Raw genomic sequence first — 18,130 nt, 5'->3', positions numbered from 1 at the left:
CATAAGTTCAAAGAAGTGTGCCGTGGCGTGTTGCGGCGGCTCTTACAAACTGTTACAATTTATGCAAAGAGAATCATTGTCCTGATGAGGAATTGTCAACGAATGATCGCTAATCACAATCAATGACAGGCACAGCACCATGAACATGATTCGCAAGGCTCGGGCTTCGGCTAGATTTTTAATAACCGAATCCGTTTGAATACCGAATCAGCTTCATGAGGAACCCTTGGCAAGCCTGGAGTTGATTCATCATATTACTTATTAGCATATGATTTGAATTTGATTTTTACACGGATGACGAAGAGGGCGGAAATGATCTGTAGAAGCGAAGCGTTCGCCTTTATCCCCGGATTTCCCCCTCTGAGAAGAGAGTTTAAAAGAAATCAGGGGATAACAGCGATCGAAAGGACATTCTGGCAACTGAGTTGACGAAGTGTAACCATCATTAAGCTCAAATCATATTGTTTGTCACCCCCGGGCAAGTGGATGCAAAATCCATCCGATGGTGTCGCGTGGCGGCAACAGGGGGTCTATTCTGTTTTGCACGAAAGGGGTATACCATGCTAGGACTTGTCAAAAAGATCTTCGGCGACATGAATGAACGTGATGTTAAACGTCTGATGAAGACGGTCGATGTGATCAATAAACTGGAACCACAATTTCAGGCGTTGTCTGATGAACAACTGAAAGGTAAAACGGACGAATACCGTGCTCGTATTGAAAAGGGAGAAACAACAGATGAGCTTCTTCCAGAGGCATTTGCAACCGTACGTGAGGCTTCACGCCGTGTACTGGGCAAACGCCACTACGATGTACAGATGCTGGGCGGTATCGCTCTGCATGAAGGCCGTATTTCCGAGATGAAAACGGGTGAAGGTAAAACGCTGGTAGGAACACTTCCGGTATATCTGAACGCGTTGATGTCCAAAGGTGTTCACGTGGTCACGGTCAATGACTACTTGGCACAACGGGATAGCCAGGAAATGGGACAAATCTATGAGTTCATGGGCATGTCGGTAGGGGTTAACCTCAGCGGTATGGACCATGCGTTGAAACAACATGCATATGCATGTGATATTACGTACGGAACGAACAATGAGTTTGGTTTTGACTATCTGCGTGACAACATGGTGCTTTACAAAGAGCAAATGGTACAACGTCCATTGTTCTTCTGTATCATTGATGAAGTAGACTCCATCTTGGTCGATGAGGCGCGTACTCCACTCATTATCTCTGGACAAGCTCAGAAGTCGACGGATATGTACTATGCAGCAGATCGTTTTGTGAAACGTTTGGTGCCGGAAGAAGACTTTACGGTAGACATTAAGGTGAAATCCGTAGCGTTGACTGAGGCGGGCGTGGCAAAAGCAGAGAAAGCATTTGGTATCGAGAACTTGTATGATCATGCCAATGTAACTCTCAACCATCACATTGTACAGGGCTTGAAAGCAAATGCAATCATGCGTCGCGACGTGGATTATGTGGTGAGTGATGAAGAAGTTATGATCGTGGATGAATTTACAGGTCGTCTGATGTCCGGTCGTCGTTATAGTGATGGATTGCACCAGGCGATTGAAGCCAAAGAAGGCATTGAAGTACAAAACGAGAGCATGACGCTTGCTACGATTACCTTCCAGAACTATTTCCGGATGTACCGTAAACTTGCGGGTATGACGGGTACAGCGAAAACCGAGGAAGAAGAGTTTAAAAAAATCTACGGTCTCGAAGTACTGCAAATTCCAACCAACCGTCCGAACAAACGGGATGACATGGCAGATGTCGTGTACAAGAGCATCGATGGCAAGTTTAATGCCGTTGTAGAAGAGATCGTGGCACGCCACAGTAAGAATCAACCGATTCTGGTAGGTACAGTGTCCATTGAGAACTCTGAACGCCTGTCTGACATGCTTAAGCGCCGTGGTGTCAAACACCAGGTACTGAACGCCAAGTACCACGCGGAAGAAGCAGAGATCATCTCAGGAGCTGGTCAAGCGGGTGCAGTAACGATTGCAACCAATATGGCAGGACGGGGTACAGATATTATCTTGGGTGATGGTGTAGCTGAAGTAGGCGGCCTTCATATCATCGGTACAGAGCGTCACGAATCACGCCGGATTGATAATCAGCTACGTGGTCGTGCGGGACGTCAAGGTGACCCGGGTTCAACACAATTCTACCTGTCACTGGGTGATGAATTGATGAGACGTTTCGGTGCAGATAATGTATTGAACATGATGGAGCGCCTTGGTTTTGAAGAAGACCAACCGATCGAGAGCCGGATGATTACCCGTGCAGTAGAATCAGCGCAGAAGCGTGTTGAAGGTAACAACTTTGACGTGCGTAAAGTCGTTCTCCAATATGATGATGTAATGAACCAACAACGTGAAATTATATATAAACAGCGCCGCGAGGTACTGGAGTCCGAAAATATCAAACAGATCGTTATGGATATGATCAAACCTTCCATTGAACGTATCGTTGAAGCACATTGTAGTGACGATATCCCGGAAAACTGGGAGCTTCAGGAAGTTGCTGATTACATGAACAGCAAATTGCTGGACGATGGTTCCATAACTAAAGATGATCTGTGGGGTAAGGAAGCAGAAGAGATTATCGAGTTCCTGTTCACGAAAGTTCAGAACAAGTACAATGCACGTGAAGAGCGAATTGGCGAAGAGATGGTTCGTGAGTTCGAGAAAGTCGTTGTGCTCCGTGCAGTAGACAGCAAGTGGATGGATCATATTGATGCAATGGATCAATTGCGTCAAGGTATCCACCTTCGTGCCTACGGCGGTACAGATCCACTGCGTGAGTACCAGTTCGAAGGCTTCGAGATGTTCCATCAGATGATTGCTTCGATCCAAGAAGAAGTAGCGACTTATGTGATGAGAGCACAGATCGAAAGCAATCAGGAGCGTCAAGCGGTTGTTGAGGAAAGTCAGATCTCGACAAGCGGTGAACCTGCTGAGAAACGTCCAGTGAAGGTTTCTGACCAAATCGGACGTAACGATCCATGCCCATGCGGTAGTGGTAAGAAGTTCAAACACTGCCACGGTCAAGAGTAGTACAATGGTTTTTATATACACTTTAGTGTAATAAGTTGAACCTTGATTTTACACCATAACGGAGAGTGCAGAAGCAATCTGAAGAAGCGGAGCGTTCGCCTTTATCCCCGGATTTCCCCCTTTTGTAAGGGAATTAAGAAAATCTGGGGATAAGAGCGATCGGAAGATGCTACTGCAATCGGAGTGATATGGTGTAAAGAATGCTGGCTCAACTTAAATAGCATGACATGAATGGCTCCTTGCAGCCGGGTATTCCATAGGATGAAGTGAAGGATGCAAAACCGATTAATGGTGCATAGTTATAATAATATGACCATGATCACGGGGAAGAGATATACTGATACAACAGTAGTCTCAACACCAGGGTAACGCATCGGATACTTGATCTGGAGGAATGCCCTGGATGCGGGGAGCTTATCTTAATGAAAAGAGGAATTGCACATGATCGATCCAAACGTGAAGCATGACCTGCGTGAAATAGGCAAGAAACTAACAAACCTTAGGGGGTCTCTTTGACTTAGATCTGAAGCAAGAGATGATCGGCAACTTCGAAGTGAAGATGTCTGCCCCGGATTTCTGGGATGATAGTGACAAGGCGCAATCCGTAATCGCTGAGCTAAACGCGGTGAAGGGATCTGTGGATCAATACACCAAACTCCAACAGGATTATGATGATGCGGTGATGATGGTAGAACTGGCTGACGAGGAAGGCGACGAAGACCTCGCTGCAGAGATCGGTAGAAGCGTCACAGCGATCGTGAGCAAGGTGGCAGAGTTCGAACTTCAGCTGCTCCTGAACCAGCCGTATGATAAGATGGATGCCATTCTAGAGCTTCATCCGGGGGCAGGTGGTACCGAGTCACAGGACTGGGGACAGATGTTACTCCGGATGTACACACGTTGGTCCGAGAAGCGTGGCTTCAAGGTTGAGGTGCTGGATTATCTGCCAGGAGATGAGGCGGGGATCAAGAGCGTCACGCTATCGATCAAGGGGCACAATGCTTATGGTTATCTGAAAGCCGAGAAGGGTGTACACCGACTGGTGCGGATCTCTCCTTTTGACTCATCGGGCCGTAGACATACGTCCTTCGTATCCTGTGATGTGGTACCGGAGATTGATGACACGATTGAATTGGACATCCGCACAGAGGATCTCAAGATTGATACCTACCGTGCGAGTGGCGCGGGTGGACAGCATATCAATACCACCGACTCAGCCGTGCGGATTACCCACCTTCCGACAGGTGTAGTTGTAACGTGTCAGAATGAACGTTCACAGATCAAGAACCGTGAGCGGGCGATGAAGATGCTTCGTTCGAAATTGTATGAGCGTAAAATTGAAGAGCAAAAACAACAGCTGGATGAAATCCGAGGAGATCAGTCGGATATTTCATGGGGTAGCCAGATTCGCTCCTATGTGTTCCATCCCTATAGTATGGTAAAGGATCACCGTACAAGCGTAGAGACTGGAAATACAGGGGCAGTAATGGACGGCGACCTCGATGCATTCATCGATGGTTATTTGCGTAGCCAGATTAAAGTAGAAACCGATTAATATAAGTTCCTGTATGGACCCATACGTGTAGGCGTATGCTGGTGTATACGGGAGCTTTTTTTTGAATAATTTTATAGGATAGAAAAAATGAGCGAACAACTGATCAGTCACATAAAAGGAGAGCACGAGAACATGCAACAACGATCACAATTTCATAATAACCGCAAAAAGAGGATAACTAGCCTCATTCCACTCAATGGTCCATGGAGAAACGTCGTGGATACGGTATCTATCATTGTAGGCTCGTTTTTAATCGCAGTGGCCTTTAATTTATTTTTATTACCGAATCAGATCGCTTCAGGTGGGGTGTCCGGGTTATCCATCCTGGGCAAGGAGTGGCTCAATCTGGAGCCGGCATACACCCAGTGGGCGATTAACATTCCACTCCTGATCGCGGGTTTCCTGCTCATTGGGAAGCAGTATGGTGTGCGCTCTGTATTGGGCAGCATTGTTCTGCCACTGTTAGTCTATCTCACGAAGGATTGGGCCATTCCAACAACCAATCCGCTACTTGGTTCACTATATGGAGGAATTGGCGTTGGTCTCGGTATCGGAATTGTATACCGAGGTAGAGGATCAACAGGGGGCATGAGCATTCTCGCCAGGATTGTGCAGAAATACAGTGGATTGAGTTACTCGCTGTGTGTAGTCATCATGGATGCTACGGTTATTATTATGGCTGCTTTTGTATTGTCGTTGGAGCAGTCCCTCTATGCGCTGATTGGGTTGTATGTTACTGGTAAAGTGATCGATGCTGTTGAGATGGGCCTAGGCTTTTCCAAGGTGGCTTATATTATCTCCAACCAGACCGAAGCGATTAGCAAAGTGATTCTGGATGACCTGGATCGCGGATTAACAAAGCTGGAGGCAAAAGGCGGTTACACCGACGACCAACGAACCGTACTGATGGTAGTGGTTGGACAAAATGAAGTGCCAAGACTCAAGGCATTGATCCGGTCTGTGGACCCGGGAGCATTTGTCATTATCAGTAACGCGCACGAAGTGCTCGGCGAAGGTTTTAAGCGGGGAGAACATGTGTGAACGAGTTTAAAATACGGCGAGTGAGCCGTGTAGGCTCATAAGTTTGAAAATTTAAGAAAAAAAGCAGGTACGCCCTCCTCTGAGATAACGGAGAGGGAGTACCTGCTTTTCTATTATTAAAAGTTCAACTTAACATTTCACATAACGGAGAGGACAGAAATATCCTGAAGAAGTGGAACGTTCGCCTTTATCCCCGGATTTTCCCCTTTAGAATAGAGAATCAAAAAAATCTGGGGATAACAGCGATCGGAAGGATGTTCTGTCATCGGAGTGCCACCACTACAAAATCGGAGATAGCAGACGGGAAATGGCTTCTTTGAAGCGGATAATGAGACTACGTTTTTGGTATTCATCGAGCGTCATTTCTCGCGATACATGCAGGTCGTGCTCAAAGGTTTGTACAAGTGCTGTCGCAATCGTTTCATCATACATAAAGGCATTAACCTCAAAGTTCAACCGGAAACTGCGGTAGTCAATATTGGCGGTTCCCACGGATGCAACCAAACTGTCAATGATAAGTGTTTTGGCATGAATGAAGCCATTATCATATATAAATACTTTGGCGCCCACTTTTAGCAACTCACCAATATAAGATAACGTAGCCCAATATACAAAGGCGTGGTCGGGTTTATTTGGAATCATAATGCGAACATCTATGCCGGACAGACACGCGAGACGAATAGCTTCGAATACACTGGCATCCGGGATAAAATAAGGCGTTTGAATCAGAATCGATTGTTTGGCCCCGTTAATCATCTTAAGGTAACTGTTCTTGATATGCTCGGTCTCTGCATCCGGTCCACTGGAGACAATCTGCATGGCAATCTTTCCTGTACCCTCAATATGAGGGAAATGCGCCGGAACATAAGGTGTATCGTGTTGCTTGGACGCTTCATTCCAATCCAAGAGGAAACGGGTCTGCAGCGCATGAACGGCATTCCCCTGAATACGCAGATGTGTGTCACGCCAGTAACCGAATTTCGAGTTCAAGCCAAGATACTCATCTCCAACGTTAAATCCGCCCGTGTACCCCAAGTTACCATCGATGATGACAATCTTCCGGTGGTTCCGGTAGTTCATACGTAAGTTGATCAGACTGAATTTGGAGGGGAAAAAGACTTCAACCAAACCGCCTGCTTCGCGCAATTCTTTGAAAAAGCGTTTTGATACCCGCCGTGATCCGAGCGCGTCATACAGCAAACGAACTTTGATGCCTTCCCGCGCTTTGCGGATGAGTGCATCTCGAATTCTTTTGCCCAGACGGTCGCCTCTATAAATGTAGTATTGTACGTGCACGTGATCCTGAGCCGCTTCGATGTCATCCAAGAGCCGCTGGAATTTATCTGTTCCATCCGTAATGATCTCGACCGCATTATCTTCCGTCACCAGAGCACCGTTCTGCTTCAGGTTCATATAGATCATGTCCTGGCTAGTCTCGGTTGCTTGGTTTCGGAAAGGGGTGCGGTTATCGTGCAACTGCGTGAGCTGGGCTTCAATACGTTCCTCTAGCCCGAGTTTCTTACGTTCTTTCCACTGGAAAAGCCGATATCGGGTCAGGTTCTGACCGGTTAAAAGATAAAGTACAAACCCAAACACCGGAATAAAGTTCAAGACAAGCAGCCAAGCCCAGGAAGCGCTGGCATCCTTCCGTTCGAAGAAAACGACTGCTGCTGCAAAAATAATATTCAGGCCCAGGAGCACAATAAGTAAAATGGCTTCGATATGCACTATAGTCCCCCACGTCTCATAATGACCATCATGAATCTATTCATATGTCCTTGATTAGCAGGTTAGTTATGAATGAGACCCTGATTGTAATGTTTCCTACTAATACGTATTTTAACAGATGTATACCTGTTCGTCCCGGATGTTAAAAAAAGATATGTTCGGATTGGATGGAAATCCATGTGAAATTGATGATAGAGTGTTGTATTTATATAACCAGAGTCGTATAATAATACACAAATATGCATATAAGCGACGGAATTGCTGTGTTCAAGTATCCTTCAGGCAAGGACATAGCACAAGTAGCGCATACATCGAGATTGGGGGAGCGAGAGTGAATAACAAATTAAAAGTAGCAATCGTCGGTTCCACCGGCTACGGCGGGGTGGAGCTGATTCGTTTTTTCCAGAACCATCCGCAGGTTGAAATCACATCGGTGATCTCATCATCGAGCAGTGGTGAGTCCATCGCAGATGGATTTCCGCATTTGACGGACGTGATTCACAGGCCACTCGACGGTGTAGATCCGGCTGAAATTGCGAGTCGTGCGGATCTGGTATTCACAGCGACCCCGTCCGGCGTAAGTGCAAAGCTCGTACCAAGCCTTCTGGCAGCAGGCCTTAAGGTCATTGATCTGTCTGGCGATTTCAGACTCAAGGATGGAACAGTGTACGAAGAGTGGTACAAACATCCGGCGCCTTCAGCTGATTTGCTGGAACAAGCGGTATACGGCATGGCTGAGGTGTATGGCGAAGAAGTGAAGGGACAGAATTTTATATCCAACCCAGGTTGTTATCCAACGGCTACACTTCTTGGACTGATCCCTGCTGTAGAGGCAGGCTGGATTGATCCTTCTACTATTATAATTGATGCCAAATCAGGCGTATCCGGAGCGGGACGTGGAACAAGTCTGACAAATCATTATGCAGAGATGAATGAGAATCTCAAAGCCTACAAACTGAATAAACATCAACATATTCCCGAGATCGAACAAGTGCTTGGCAGTATAACGGGAACGCCTGTAACGGTTACCTTTACAACACATCTGGTGCCAATGACACGTGGAATTATGAGTACGATGTATGCAAACCTCGTTGGGGAACACAGCGACCGGGAGATCGTGGATTTGTACCGCAAATATTATGAGAACCGACCTTTCGTACGTGTACGTGAACCGGGCATCTGGCCTTCTACCAAAGAAGTGTACGGATCCAACTATTGTGATATCGGATTTGCGGTGGATTCTCGCACAGGGCGTTTAACGATTATTTCGGTCATCGACAACCTGGTGAAGGGTGCTTCCGGGCAAGCGATTCAAAATATGAACCTGATGATGGGATGGGAGGAGAACCTCGGGCTGAACATGACACCGGTATATCCATAAGGGATTGGAATTTACGAGGAGCACTGGAACATTCGGTGTAAAGTGCTTTCTCGGAGTCAACTTAGGGAGAACGGATCAGGTTAAGCAGGCGATCATCAGCATATAGCTGAACGCATACGGGGGATATGATATGGGAACGAATGTGGAGCAACAAACTTTTACCGTGGTTGAGAACGGAACAATTGTAACCCCTGGGGGATTCACTGCTGGTGGACTTCACTGCGGATTGAAAAAGACATCACGCAATGACATCGGAGCGATCCGATGTGATGTACCAGCTACAGCTGCTGCTGTATACACAACAAACGTGTTTCAGGCAGCACCACTCAAAGTAACGCGCGAAAGCTTGAGCAACGGACGCCTTCAGGCTGTTATCGTTAACAGTGGTAATGCTAACGCATGTACAGGGCAACAAGGGGAAGAAGATGCTTATGCGATGCGTTCGGCCGCCGCGCGTGAGTTGGGTGTGGCAGAAGAAGACGTGGCTGTGGCATCCACAGGTGTCATTGGTGAATTGCTCAAAATGGATGCTGTACATTCAGGTATTACTGGTCTTCCAGCGCATATGGGCAAGGAGTCGAATGAGGCGGAGCAATTTTCACAAGCGATTCTGACAACGGATTTGGTGAAAAAGGAAGCCTGCGTCTCCGTTATGGTTAACGGTAAGACGGTTACGATTGCGGGAGCCGCCAAAGGCTCGGGTATGATTCATCCGAATATGGCGACAATGCTCGCTTTCATGACCTCTGACGCGGTCATTGGTGCAGAAGCGTTGCAGCGCCTGCTGCGCCAGGCAACGAATCATACATTCAACATGATTACAGTCGATGGGGATACAAGTACAAACGACATGCTGGTAGCCATGTCCAGTGGATATGCAGGCAATGAAGAGCTGACCACAGAGCATCCGGACTGGGACGCTTTTGCAGCTGGCTTCACCTATGTATGCCAAGTATTGGCCAAAGCCATTGCTCGCGATGGCGAAGGAGCAACCAAACTGGTTGAGGTAGAAGTTACAGGTGCGGTAAGTGATGAGTCCGCGCAAGCAATCGCGAAAACTGTCATCGGTTCCAGTCTGGTGAAATCCGCGATGTTTGGCGCTGACGCCAACTGGGGACGGATTATTGCAGCCGTAGGGCGTGCAGGACAACCGGTGAACCCGGATACCGTGGATATCCGTCTGGGAGAGATCTCGGTACTCGCGCAGTCACGCCCAGTCGTGTTTGACGAAGAAGCGGCATTGGCCTATTTGCAGACGGATACAGTTCGCATTGTGGTGGATCTGCACCACGGCGAAGGAACTGCAATAGCCTGGGGCTGTGACCTGACGTATGACTACGTCCGAATTAACGCCGCATACCGCACGTAATAAGAATAAGCATTTATTCTATTGAAGCTAACAGCTTCCCTATGAGAAGCTGTTTCGTAAATATATAGAAAATCTATAAGGATTGAACTTTATTTGGTCTTTGAGATAACTGGCGAAGGCAGTGGAGAAGACGGAATCGATTCTGTAGAAGCGAAGCGTTCGCCTTTGTCTCCGGGTTTTCCCTTTAAATAAGGGAATCAAAAAAACCTGGAGACAACAGCGATCAAAAGAACGATCCGGATTCGGAACGGTCTGCCACCGAATATCGCATCAATTAAGTGTTAAGCCTTTTAGAATATTTGAACGAAAGGAGCTTGCCCTCATGAATTCAACAATGCCAAACGAGAGTACCGCAACGGAAGCGAGCACAGAGAAACAGATGTTTGTCATGAAATGTGGAGGCAGCACGCTGGCAGCATTGCCCGAGTCTTTCTTTGCGGATCTGCGTGATTTGCAGTCTCAGGGCACGCAGCCAGTAATCGTGCATGGCGGAGGTCCTGCGATCTCAGATAACCTGGCGAAGCTTGGTATCGAAACCGAATTCGTTAATGGCCTGCGCAAAACGACTGAACCTGTGCTGGACGTAGTGGAGATGGTGCTCGCTGGAAGTATCAACAAGCAGATCGTGCGTCTGATTCAACGTGTGGGCGGCCGTGCACTAGGCTTGTCTGGTGTGGACGGTGGTCTGATTCAGGCTAAACCTGTTACAAACCACGCAGAGATCGGTTGGGTAGGCGATGTCACTGGTGTGAACGCAGAGATTATTCAAGGTATCGTGAACATGGGTTACATGCCGGTTATCGCACCAGTTGGCGTAGATGCAACAGGACAACGCTACAACATTAACGCAGATACAGCTGCGGGTGCAGTGGCATCTCATCTCGGCGTAAGCCGGATGATTGTCGTGACAGACGTTCCTGGCATCATGAAGAACGTAGGCGGCGAGAAAAAAGTACTGCCATCCGTATCTGTACAAGAGATTGAGGACATGATCCAGACCGGAGAAATCTATGGCGGCATGATTCCCAAAGTGCGTGCAGCTATCGCATGTATTCATGGCCAAGTACGTGAGGTCGTCATCGTAGACGGCAGCGAACCCCAAATCCTGAGCCGAGTGCTAGGCGGAGAAATCATCGGAACAAGAATCATCCGTATGCAATAATTTGCTCGATACGCTAGGGTCTTAATAGTCTTATTTAAATAAAAAAATATCTGCACGGCTTTTTTATATAAGAAATCTAATATTACACTCACAATAACGTAGGGTGCAGAACCAATCTGAAGAATAAAAATGCATAACGGAGAGGACAGAAATAACCTGAAGAAGCGGAGCGTGCGCCTTTATCACAGGATTTTCCCCATTGAAGGGGAATAAAAAAAATCCAGGGATAACAGCGATCGGAAGGTTGTTCTGTCATCGAAGTGGAGTATGCATACGTTCGGAAGATGGTTCCGCAATCGGAGTGATCTAGTGTAAATAAGAGCTCTTATATAATTGCCGTTGCACCAACCAATAAGGAGTGATATGGTCATGGAAAAAGGCAACGAACAGCCAGGTTCTGGCACAGCGGTAGCGGGCGCAACAGCAACAGGTGCAGCGGCACAGACGGAAAGCTCGCTTTTCCAAACGTATGCACGTTATCCAATCAGTCTGGTCAAAGGTAAAGGCAGCTGGTTATGGGACGATCAGGGGAACCGCTATCTCGATTTCATGTGCGGACTCGCTGTAACTAGCCTGGGCCATGCACCGGAGAAAGTTGGAGCCAAGCTGAAAGCTCAGATTGATGAGCTGTGGCATGTGTCCAACCTGTTCCAGATTCCGGGCCAGGAGAAGGCAGCAGCATTGCTGACAGCTAATACGTGCGCTGATGCAGTGTTCTTCTGCAACAGTGGTGCCGAAGCGAATGAAGCAGCTATCAAAGTTGCACGTCGTTATCACCAAAAGGTGAAAGGTACAGATCGCTATGAAGTAATCACATTTGCCCAGTCTTTCCATGGACGGACACTCGCTACACTGACAGCAACCGGACAGGATAAGGTGAAAGAAGGATTTTTGCCATTGCCAGCCGGATTTGTAACCGTACCTTTGCATGATATCCCTGCACTTGAAGCGGCAATTGGACCCAACACAGCAGCTATTATGCTGGAAATGGTTCAGGCCGAGGGTGGTGTATATCCGGTTGAACCGGAATTCGTCAAACATGTACGGAAATTGTGTGACGAGCACGGGTTGCTGTTGATTGTCGATGAAGTACAAACAGGAATGGGACGTACAGGTAAATTGTTTGCGCACGAACATTATGGCATTGAGCCAGACGTGTTCACCGTTGCCAAAGGAATCGGCAGTGGTTTCCCTGTAGGCGCGATGCTGGGTAAAGGGTTCCTGCGAGATGCATTCACGCCAGGTAGCCATGCGACGACATTTGGTGGAACACCACTTGCTTCATCCGTTGTAATTGCGACAATTGAAACGATGCTGGAAGATCGTTTGCCAGAGCGTGCAGCGGAGATGGGTGAATACCTGATGAGCTCCCTGCGGAATCGTTTGGCGGGTAACTCCTTTGTGAAGGAAGTACGTGGCTTGGGATTGTTAGTCGGTATTGAATGTGCTGAGCCAGTAGGTGATATTGTGCTTGCTGGGCAAAAACGCGGTATCTTGTTTGTCTCTGCAGGACCCAATGTGATTCGTTTGCTTCCGAACCTGTATGTGAGCAAAGAAGAGATCGACGAGGCGGTATCGCTGGTAGGCACATTGATCGAAGAGCACGTAGCGGCGAAAGCCTAATATAAAAATAGAGAACCTTTCTGTCTCGGGGCCATTACAGGCCTCGAAGCAGAATGAGATGATGAATCCCTGTAGCCGCGCGGTGAACTTGCGGAAGGTGGAAATGAATAAATTTGAGAAGCACGAAGCCAAAGTGTCAACGTTGCTATCTCTTCTGCCCATGCGGGTGCAGGGAACCGGAAATAAGGAGGACATTATACATGACAGCACAACAAACGGAAAAGATTCAGAAGATTGATTTGAGAGGCCGGGATTTTATCGAGTTCACGGACTACACGGCAGAGGAGATTCGTTATCTGCTTGATCTCGCAATTGAGATTAAAGGCAAACAAAAAAGCGGTGTACCTTTTCAACCGTTGAAAGGCAAAACGATCGGACTTATTTTTGAAAAATCATCCACACGTACGCGTGTATCCTTTGAAGTGGGTATGTTCCAATTGGGCGGACACGCGCTCTTCCTGAGCAAAAATGATATTCAGCTGGGTCGCGGGGAAACAACACATGATACAGCCAAAGTATTGTCGCGTTACCTGGACGGCATCATGATTCGTACCTTTGGACACCATAATGTAACTGAACTGGCAGAGCATGCGGATGTTCCGGTCATTAACGGCCTGAGCGATGCAGCGCATCCTTGTCAGGTACTGGCAGACTTCCAAACGGTGCTGGAGCACAAAGGCAAGCTGGCAGGTCTGAAAATGGCTTACATCGGAGATGGCAACAACATGGCGCATTCCCTGATGCTCGGTGCAGCGAAGATGGGTATGCATGTTGCTGTAGCAACGCCAGAAGGCTATGAGCCGGATAGTGCAGTTGTGGAGCAGGCACGCATTATCGCACAGGAGAGCGGTTCTGAAGTGACTGTAACGTACAGTGCACAGGAAGCAGCCAAAGATGCAGATATCGTGTACACGGATGTATGGGCTAGCATGGGCTTTGAAGAAGAGCAGAAGATTCGTGAGCAGGCATTTGCGGCATATCAAGTGGACGAGGAACTGATGAAAGGCGCGAAGCCGGACTACATGTTCTTGCACTGTCTGCCAGCACACCGCGGCGAAGAAGTGAGTGCCGGTGTAATTGACGGACCGAACTCTCTGATCTTTGATCAGGCGGAGAATCGCTTGCATGCACAGAAAGCATTAATGGCTGCATTAATGAGCGAATAGATGCTATTTGCCTTTATGGGTTGATTTTAGGCGCAGATTTCGCGATGATAGATTCATCTATAATGTACTTTAAAAAGTTAATTAAACAAGAAGCATACACAAAAACGAAGAGACAGAAAAAGCCTGAAGAAGCGAAGCGGTCGCCTTTATCCCCGGATTTTACCCTTTATCATAAAGGGATGAAAAAATCTGGGGATAACAGTGATCGGAAGGGTTTTCTGGCTCGTAGGATTCAGTGTATGAAGGCTCTGTTTAACTTAACTGATCTTGGGGAGGACCATTGAACATGGCTAAGGAAAAAATTGTACTCGCGTATTCAGGCGGGTTGGACACATCTGTAATTTTGAAATGGTTGAAAGAAACGTATGATGCAGAGATTATCGCGTTCACAGCGGATATTGGACAAAAGGATGAACTGGATGGCTTGGAGGAAAAAGCACTGGCAACAGGCGCTTCCAAAGTATACATTGACGATCTGCGCGATGAGTTCGCAAAAGATTTCATCTATCCGATGTTCCAGGCGGGTGCTCTTTATGAAGGACAATACCTGCTCGGTACAAGTATCGCTCGTCCACTGATCGCTAAACGCATGGTGGATATCGCTCGTGCAGAAGGTGCTACAGCCATCGCTCACGGCGCTACAGGTAAAGGAAATGACCAAGTTCGTTTTGAGCTGAACGCGGCTGCGCTGACACCAGACATTAACGTAATTGCACCTTGGCGTCTGGAAGAATTCCGTAACCAATTCCCGGGACGTGCCGAGATGATCGCTTACGCTGAAAAACATGGTATTCCGGTAACCGCATCAGCGGCTAAACCATACTCCACAGACCGTAACTTGCTGCATATTAGCTATGAGAGCGGTGTGCTCGAAGATCCTTGGTTCGATCCAAGCGCGGACGAGAACAAAGACATGTTCCTGCTGAGCAGTGCACCTGAAGATGCACCAGATCAAGCGGAATATGTTGAACTGGAATTCGAACAAGGTGACTGTGTTGCACTGAACGGTGAGCGCCTGAGCCCACTGCAAGTGATGGAGCAACTGAACGAGCTGGGTGGCAAACATGGTATTGGCCGTGTAGATATGGTTGAGAACCGTTTTGTTGGTATGAAGAGCCGTGGCGTATACGAAACACCAGGTGGAACAATCCTGTTCACCGCACATCGCAAAATGGAATCCATCACGATGGACCGTGAAGTGATGAACCTGCGTGATAGCCTGATCACACGTTACAGCACGCTCGTTTACAACGGCTTCTGGTTCGCACCGGAACGTCTGGCGCTGCAAGCATTGGTGACTGAAAGCCAGAAGAACGTTACAGGTACAGTTCGTGTGAAACTGTATAAAGGCAACATCATCGGCGCAGGCGTGAAAAGTCCTGTCAGCCTCTACAATCCGGACATCGCAACGATGGAAGCTGATCCAACGCAAGCCTACGATCAAGGTGATGCAACAGGCTTTATCCGCCTGAATGCACTGCGTTTGAAAGTAAACTCCGGCGTGGAGCAAAACAAAAACTAATTTCAACCTGCATCTATAGAGCTATATCAATATAAATGACAAGGCAGGCCGTTCTTGCACATCTGGCAGGAGCGGCTTTGTCCATGAGCGAAAGGGGAGTACTCACCGTGAGCAAGCTGTGGGGAGGACGTTTTACAAAACAAACCAATCATTTGGTTGAGGAATATACGGCATCGATCAATTTTGACAAGGCTTTGGCTGAGGAAGATATTCAAGGAAGTCTGGCTCATGTAACGATGCTGGGCAAATGCGGCATTCTGCCAGCGGAAGATGTAGAGACCATCAAAGAAGGATTGATCACCGTTCTGCACAAAATCCGTGCGGGCGAAGTGGAATTCTCCGTATCGGACGAAGACATCCACATGAATATTGAGAAAAACCTGATCGAGACGATTGGTCCTGTAGGCGGTAAATTACATACAGGCCGTAGCCGGAACGATCAAGTTGCAACGGATATGCACTTGTACCTGCGCGAGCGCGTGGTTGGGTTTGTGGGCATGCTGCACTCCTTGCAGGAAGCACTGATTGGACAAGCAAAAGATAACCTCGATACAATCGTACCGGGTTATACGCATCTTCAACGGGCACAGCCGATTCTGTTCGCCCATCACCTGATGGCGTATGTATCCATGTTCCAACGGGATGCTGAGCGTCTGATGGATAGCTACAAACGCATTAACATCCTGCCACTGGGCGCAGGTGCGCTCGCGGGCACAACATTCCCGATTGACCGTCATTTTGTCGCGGAACAACTGGGCTTTGATGGCGTGTACGAGAACAGTCTGGACGCAGTAAGCGACCGTGACTTTATCGTTGAGTTCCTGGCAGCCGCTTCGCTGATCATGACTCACTTGTCCCGTTTGAGCGAAGAGTTGGTACTGTGGAGCAGCACGGAGTTTGGTTTTGTGGAATTGGACGACGCATTCTGCACAGGCAGCAGCATCATGCCTCAGAAGAAAAATCCAGACGTTCCTGAACTCGTTCGTGGTAAAACAGGACGTGTGTACGGCAACCTGATCGGCTTGCTGACAGTACTGAAATCTCTTCCACTGGCATACAACAAAGACATGCAGGAAGACAAAGAAGGCATGTTTGACACGGTAGCGACGCTGGAGGGTGCACTGCAACTGTTTGCTCCAATGATCGCAACAATGACAGTGAACAAGGATCGGATGCGTCAAGCGGTCAACCAGGATTTCTCCAACGCTACGGATATTGCCGACTTCCTCGTGGGAGAAGGCTTGCCTTTCCGTCAGGCGCATGAAGTGATTGGTAAAACGGTACTGTACTGCATCCAGAACAGCAAGTACTTGCTGGATCTGACGATTGATGAATTCCGTCAGTTCTCACCACTGTTTGATGACCGGATCTATGATGTGCTGCAACCGGAAGCGGTAGTGAACGCTCGTAATGTTTACGGCGGAACTGCTTCGGGTCAAGTCGCTGAAGCCATCGGGCGCAGTGAGAAGGTACTGGAGATCACCGAGCAATGGATTACGAACCGCGGTTAATACCACCGCTACCATAAGGTACCCTTACAGATACAACAGTACAACAAAGAAGCAGGCCAGAGAACTTTGTTCTCAACGGCCTGCTTCTTTGTGTTTTACAGCGATTTAGATATATTCAACTCAACCACGAACGGAAGGTAGGTTTTTCTACTATCGGAGTACCAGTTTAGTTACTCGCGGTAGCTCCATTGCAATTCTCCACTAATCGCGCTTTTGTAAAGGCAACCATTTCAATACATCCTGAATCTTGGCATCCCAGTAGCCCCACTCATGTTCACCAGGCCCTTCCTCGTATGTCAATTCGAAGTTCGTTTGTTCACAGGCATGCCGGAAGGTTTGATTATCCTGATACAGGAAATCTTCCGTTCCGCAACATTGGTAGAGCAAAGGTCGAGGACTTTCGCTAGATTGATTTTCTTTTAACAGATGGATCAGATCGTTCTCTGTACCTGCCACCTCGGGTCCGAAAATCCGCTGTAACTCCGTCTGTTGTAATGCCGAGGATGCATTTCTATCCATATGTGCAGACATATCGAGTGCTCCGGACAAACTTGCAGCTGCAGCATATTGATCTGGTTTACGAAGGGCTAGCTTGAACGCACCATAACCACCCATGGATAATCCGGCAACGAAGTTGTCCTCCCGTTGATCTGACAGCGGGAAGAAAGAACGAGCAAGTGCCGGCAGTTCTTCACTGATAAAGCTCCAGTAACGTCCGCCTTCTACCATATCTGTATAGAAGCTGCGGTGTACCTGTGGCATAACAACGGCGATCCCGAGGTTGGCCACATAACGTTCGATGGAAGTCCGACGCAGCCAGATGGAATCATCATCAGACAGACCGTGCAGCAGGTACAGGGTTGGGTGCAGTCCTTTGCCAGTCACATTCTCCATACCGATCTGATTGTGGGTTTGTTGCGGCAGAATGACATGCATGCTGGTGCTAAGCCCGAGCGTATCCGAGTAAAAATCACATTTAATAAGTGCCATGAGTATAAGAAACCCCT

General features: G+C 47.9%; 12 protein-coding genes. 10 read left to right on the top strand and 2 right to left on the bottom strand.

The window, feature by feature from the left end; genetic code table 11:
• Nucleotides 1-560: 560 nt before the first annotated feature.
• The 3 genes from secA (at nt 561) to BS614_RS30705 (ending at nt 5,661) form a co-directional block, all read left to right on the top strand.
• Complete coding sequence (secA, locus tag BS614_RS30715) at nt 561-3,065, top strand: preprotein translocase subunit SecA (RefSeq protein ID WP_047840658.1); 2,505 nt, start codon at nt 561-563, stop codon at nt 3,063-3,065.
• A 441-nt stretch (nt 3,066-3,506) separates the two neighbouring features.
• Nucleotides 3,507-4,620 (top strand): peptide chain release factor 2 gene (gene prfB / locus BS614_RS30710; protein WP_101313559.1). Its coding sequence is split into 2 segments (ribosomal slippage): nt 3,507-3,578 and nt 3,580-4,620, totalling 1,113 coding nucleotides; the frame shifts between segments, so codons are not numbered across the junction.
• A 132-nt stretch (nt 4,621-4,752) separates the two neighbouring features.
• Nucleotides 4,753-5,661 carry a YitT family protein gene (locus BS614_RS30705; RefSeq protein ID WP_074096605.1) on the top strand — a complete coding sequence of 303 codons (909 nt, stop codon included), beginning with the start codon at nt 4,753-4,755 and terminating at the stop codon, nt 5,659-5,661.
• Nucleotides 5,662-5,940: 279 nt separating this feature from the next.
• Here the strand turns inward: BS614_RS30705 and cls are convergent, their stop codons facing one another.
• Entirely contained in the window at nt 5,941-7,389 is a 1,449-nt protein-coding gene (cls, locus tag BS614_RS30700) for a cardiolipin synthase (RefSeq protein ID WP_074096604.1), read from the bottom strand.
• Nucleotides 7,390-7,720: 331 nt separating this feature from the next.
• Here cls and argC point away from each other — a divergent pair, with 331 nt between their 5' ends.
• The 7 genes from argC to argH all read left to right on the top strand — a co-directional run bounded on the left by argC (nt 7,721) and on the right by argH (nt 17,123).
• Nucleotides 7,721-8,770: an N-acetyl-gamma-glutamyl-phosphate reductase gene (argC, locus tag BS614_RS30695; protein WP_036667729.1), complete on the top strand. Its 1,050-nt coding sequence runs from the start codon at nt 7,721-7,723 to the stop codon at nt 8,768-8,770.
• Nucleotides 8,771-8,900: 130 nt separating this feature from the next.
• The gene (argJ, locus tag BS614_RS30690) at nt 8,901-10,139 is read left to right on the top strand and encodes a bifunctional glutamate N-acetyltransferase/amino-acid acetyltransferase ArgJ (protein ID WP_074096603.1); all 1,239 of its coding nucleotides are present in this window, start codon (nt 8,901-8,903) and stop codon (nt 10,137-10,139) included.
• Between the two features lie 322 nt (nt 10,140-10,461).
• Entirely contained in the window at nt 10,462-11,301 is an 840-nt protein-coding gene (gene argB, locus BS614_RS30685; protein WP_017692001.1) for an acetylglutamate kinase, read from the top strand.
• Nucleotides 11,302-11,670: 369 nt separating this feature from the next.
• The gene (locus BS614_RS30680; protein ID WP_074096602.1) at nt 11,671-12,924 is read left to right on the top strand and encodes an aspartate aminotransferase family protein; all 1,254 of its coding nucleotides are present in this window, start codon (nt 11,671-11,673) and stop codon (nt 12,922-12,924) included.
• A 200-nt stretch (nt 12,925-13,124) separates the two neighbouring features.
• Complete coding sequence (gene argF, locus BS614_RS30675) at nt 13,125-14,090, top strand: ornithine carbamoyltransferase (RefSeq protein WP_047840650.1); 966 nt, start codon at nt 13,125-13,127, stop codon at nt 14,088-14,090.
• A 286-nt stretch (nt 14,091-14,376) separates the two neighbouring features.
• Nucleotides 14,377-15,612, top strand: a complete 1,236-nt coding sequence (locus BS614_RS30665; RefSeq protein WP_017692004.1) for an argininosuccinate synthase — start codon at nt 14,377-14,379, stop codon at nt 15,610-15,612.
• A gap of 107 nt (nt 15,613-15,719) precedes the next feature.
• Nucleotides 15,720-17,123: an argininosuccinate lyase gene (argH, locus tag BS614_RS30660; RefSeq protein WP_036612430.1), complete on the top strand. Its 1,404-nt coding sequence runs from the start codon at nt 15,720-15,722 to the stop codon at nt 17,121-17,123.
• A gap of 201 nt (nt 17,124-17,324) precedes the next feature.
• On the opposite strand, the gene BS614_RS30655 is transcribed toward argH, so the two are convergent.
• Complete coding sequence (locus BS614_RS30655; protein ID WP_074096601.1) at nt 17,325-18,113, bottom strand: alpha/beta hydrolase; 789 nt, start codon at nt 18,111-18,113, stop codon at nt 17,325-17,327.
• Between the last annotated feature and the right edge of the window lie 17 nt (nt 18,114-18,130).

The organism is Paenibacillus xylanexedens (genome assembly GCF_001908275.1).
Taxonomy (GTDB): Bacteria; Bacillota; Bacilli; order Paenibacillales; family Paenibacillaceae; genus Paenibacillus; species Paenibacillus xylanexedens_A.
This window is presented reverse-complemented; position numbering and strand designations above follow the sequence as displayed.

What these genes read in the sequence shown, in the direction of transcription:
- secA (WP_047840658.1), top strand. Translation starts at nt 561, where the DNA reads ATGCTAGGACTTGTCAAAAAGATCTTCGGCGACATGAATGAACGTGAT.
- BS614_RS30705 (WP_074096605.1), top strand. Translation starts at nt 4,753, where the DNA reads ATGCAACAACGATCACAATTTCATAATAACCGCAAAAAGAGGATAACT.
- argJ (WP_074096603.1), top strand. Translation starts at nt 8,901, where the DNA reads ATGGGAACGAATGTGGAGCAACAAACTTTTACCGTGGTTGAGAACGGA.
- argB (WP_017692001.1), top strand. Translation starts at nt 10,462, where the DNA reads ATGAATTCAACAATGCCAAACGAGAGTACCGCAACGGAAGCGAGCACA.
- BS614_RS30680 (WP_074096602.1), top strand. Translation starts at nt 11,671, where the DNA reads ATGGAAAAAGGCAACGAACAGCCAGGTTCTGGCACAGCGGTAGCGGGC.
- argF (WP_047840650.1), top strand. Translation starts at nt 13,125, where the DNA reads ATGACAGCACAACAAACGGAAAAGATTCAGAAGATTGATTTGAGAGGC.
- BS614_RS30665 (WP_017692004.1), top strand. Translation starts at nt 14,377, where the DNA reads ATGGCTAAGGAAAAAATTGTACTCGCGTATTCAGGCGGGTTGGACACA.
- BS614_RS30655 (WP_074096601.1), bottom strand. Translation starts at nt 18,113, where the DNA reads ATGGCACTTATTAAATGTGATTTTTACTCGGATACGCTCGGGCTTAGC.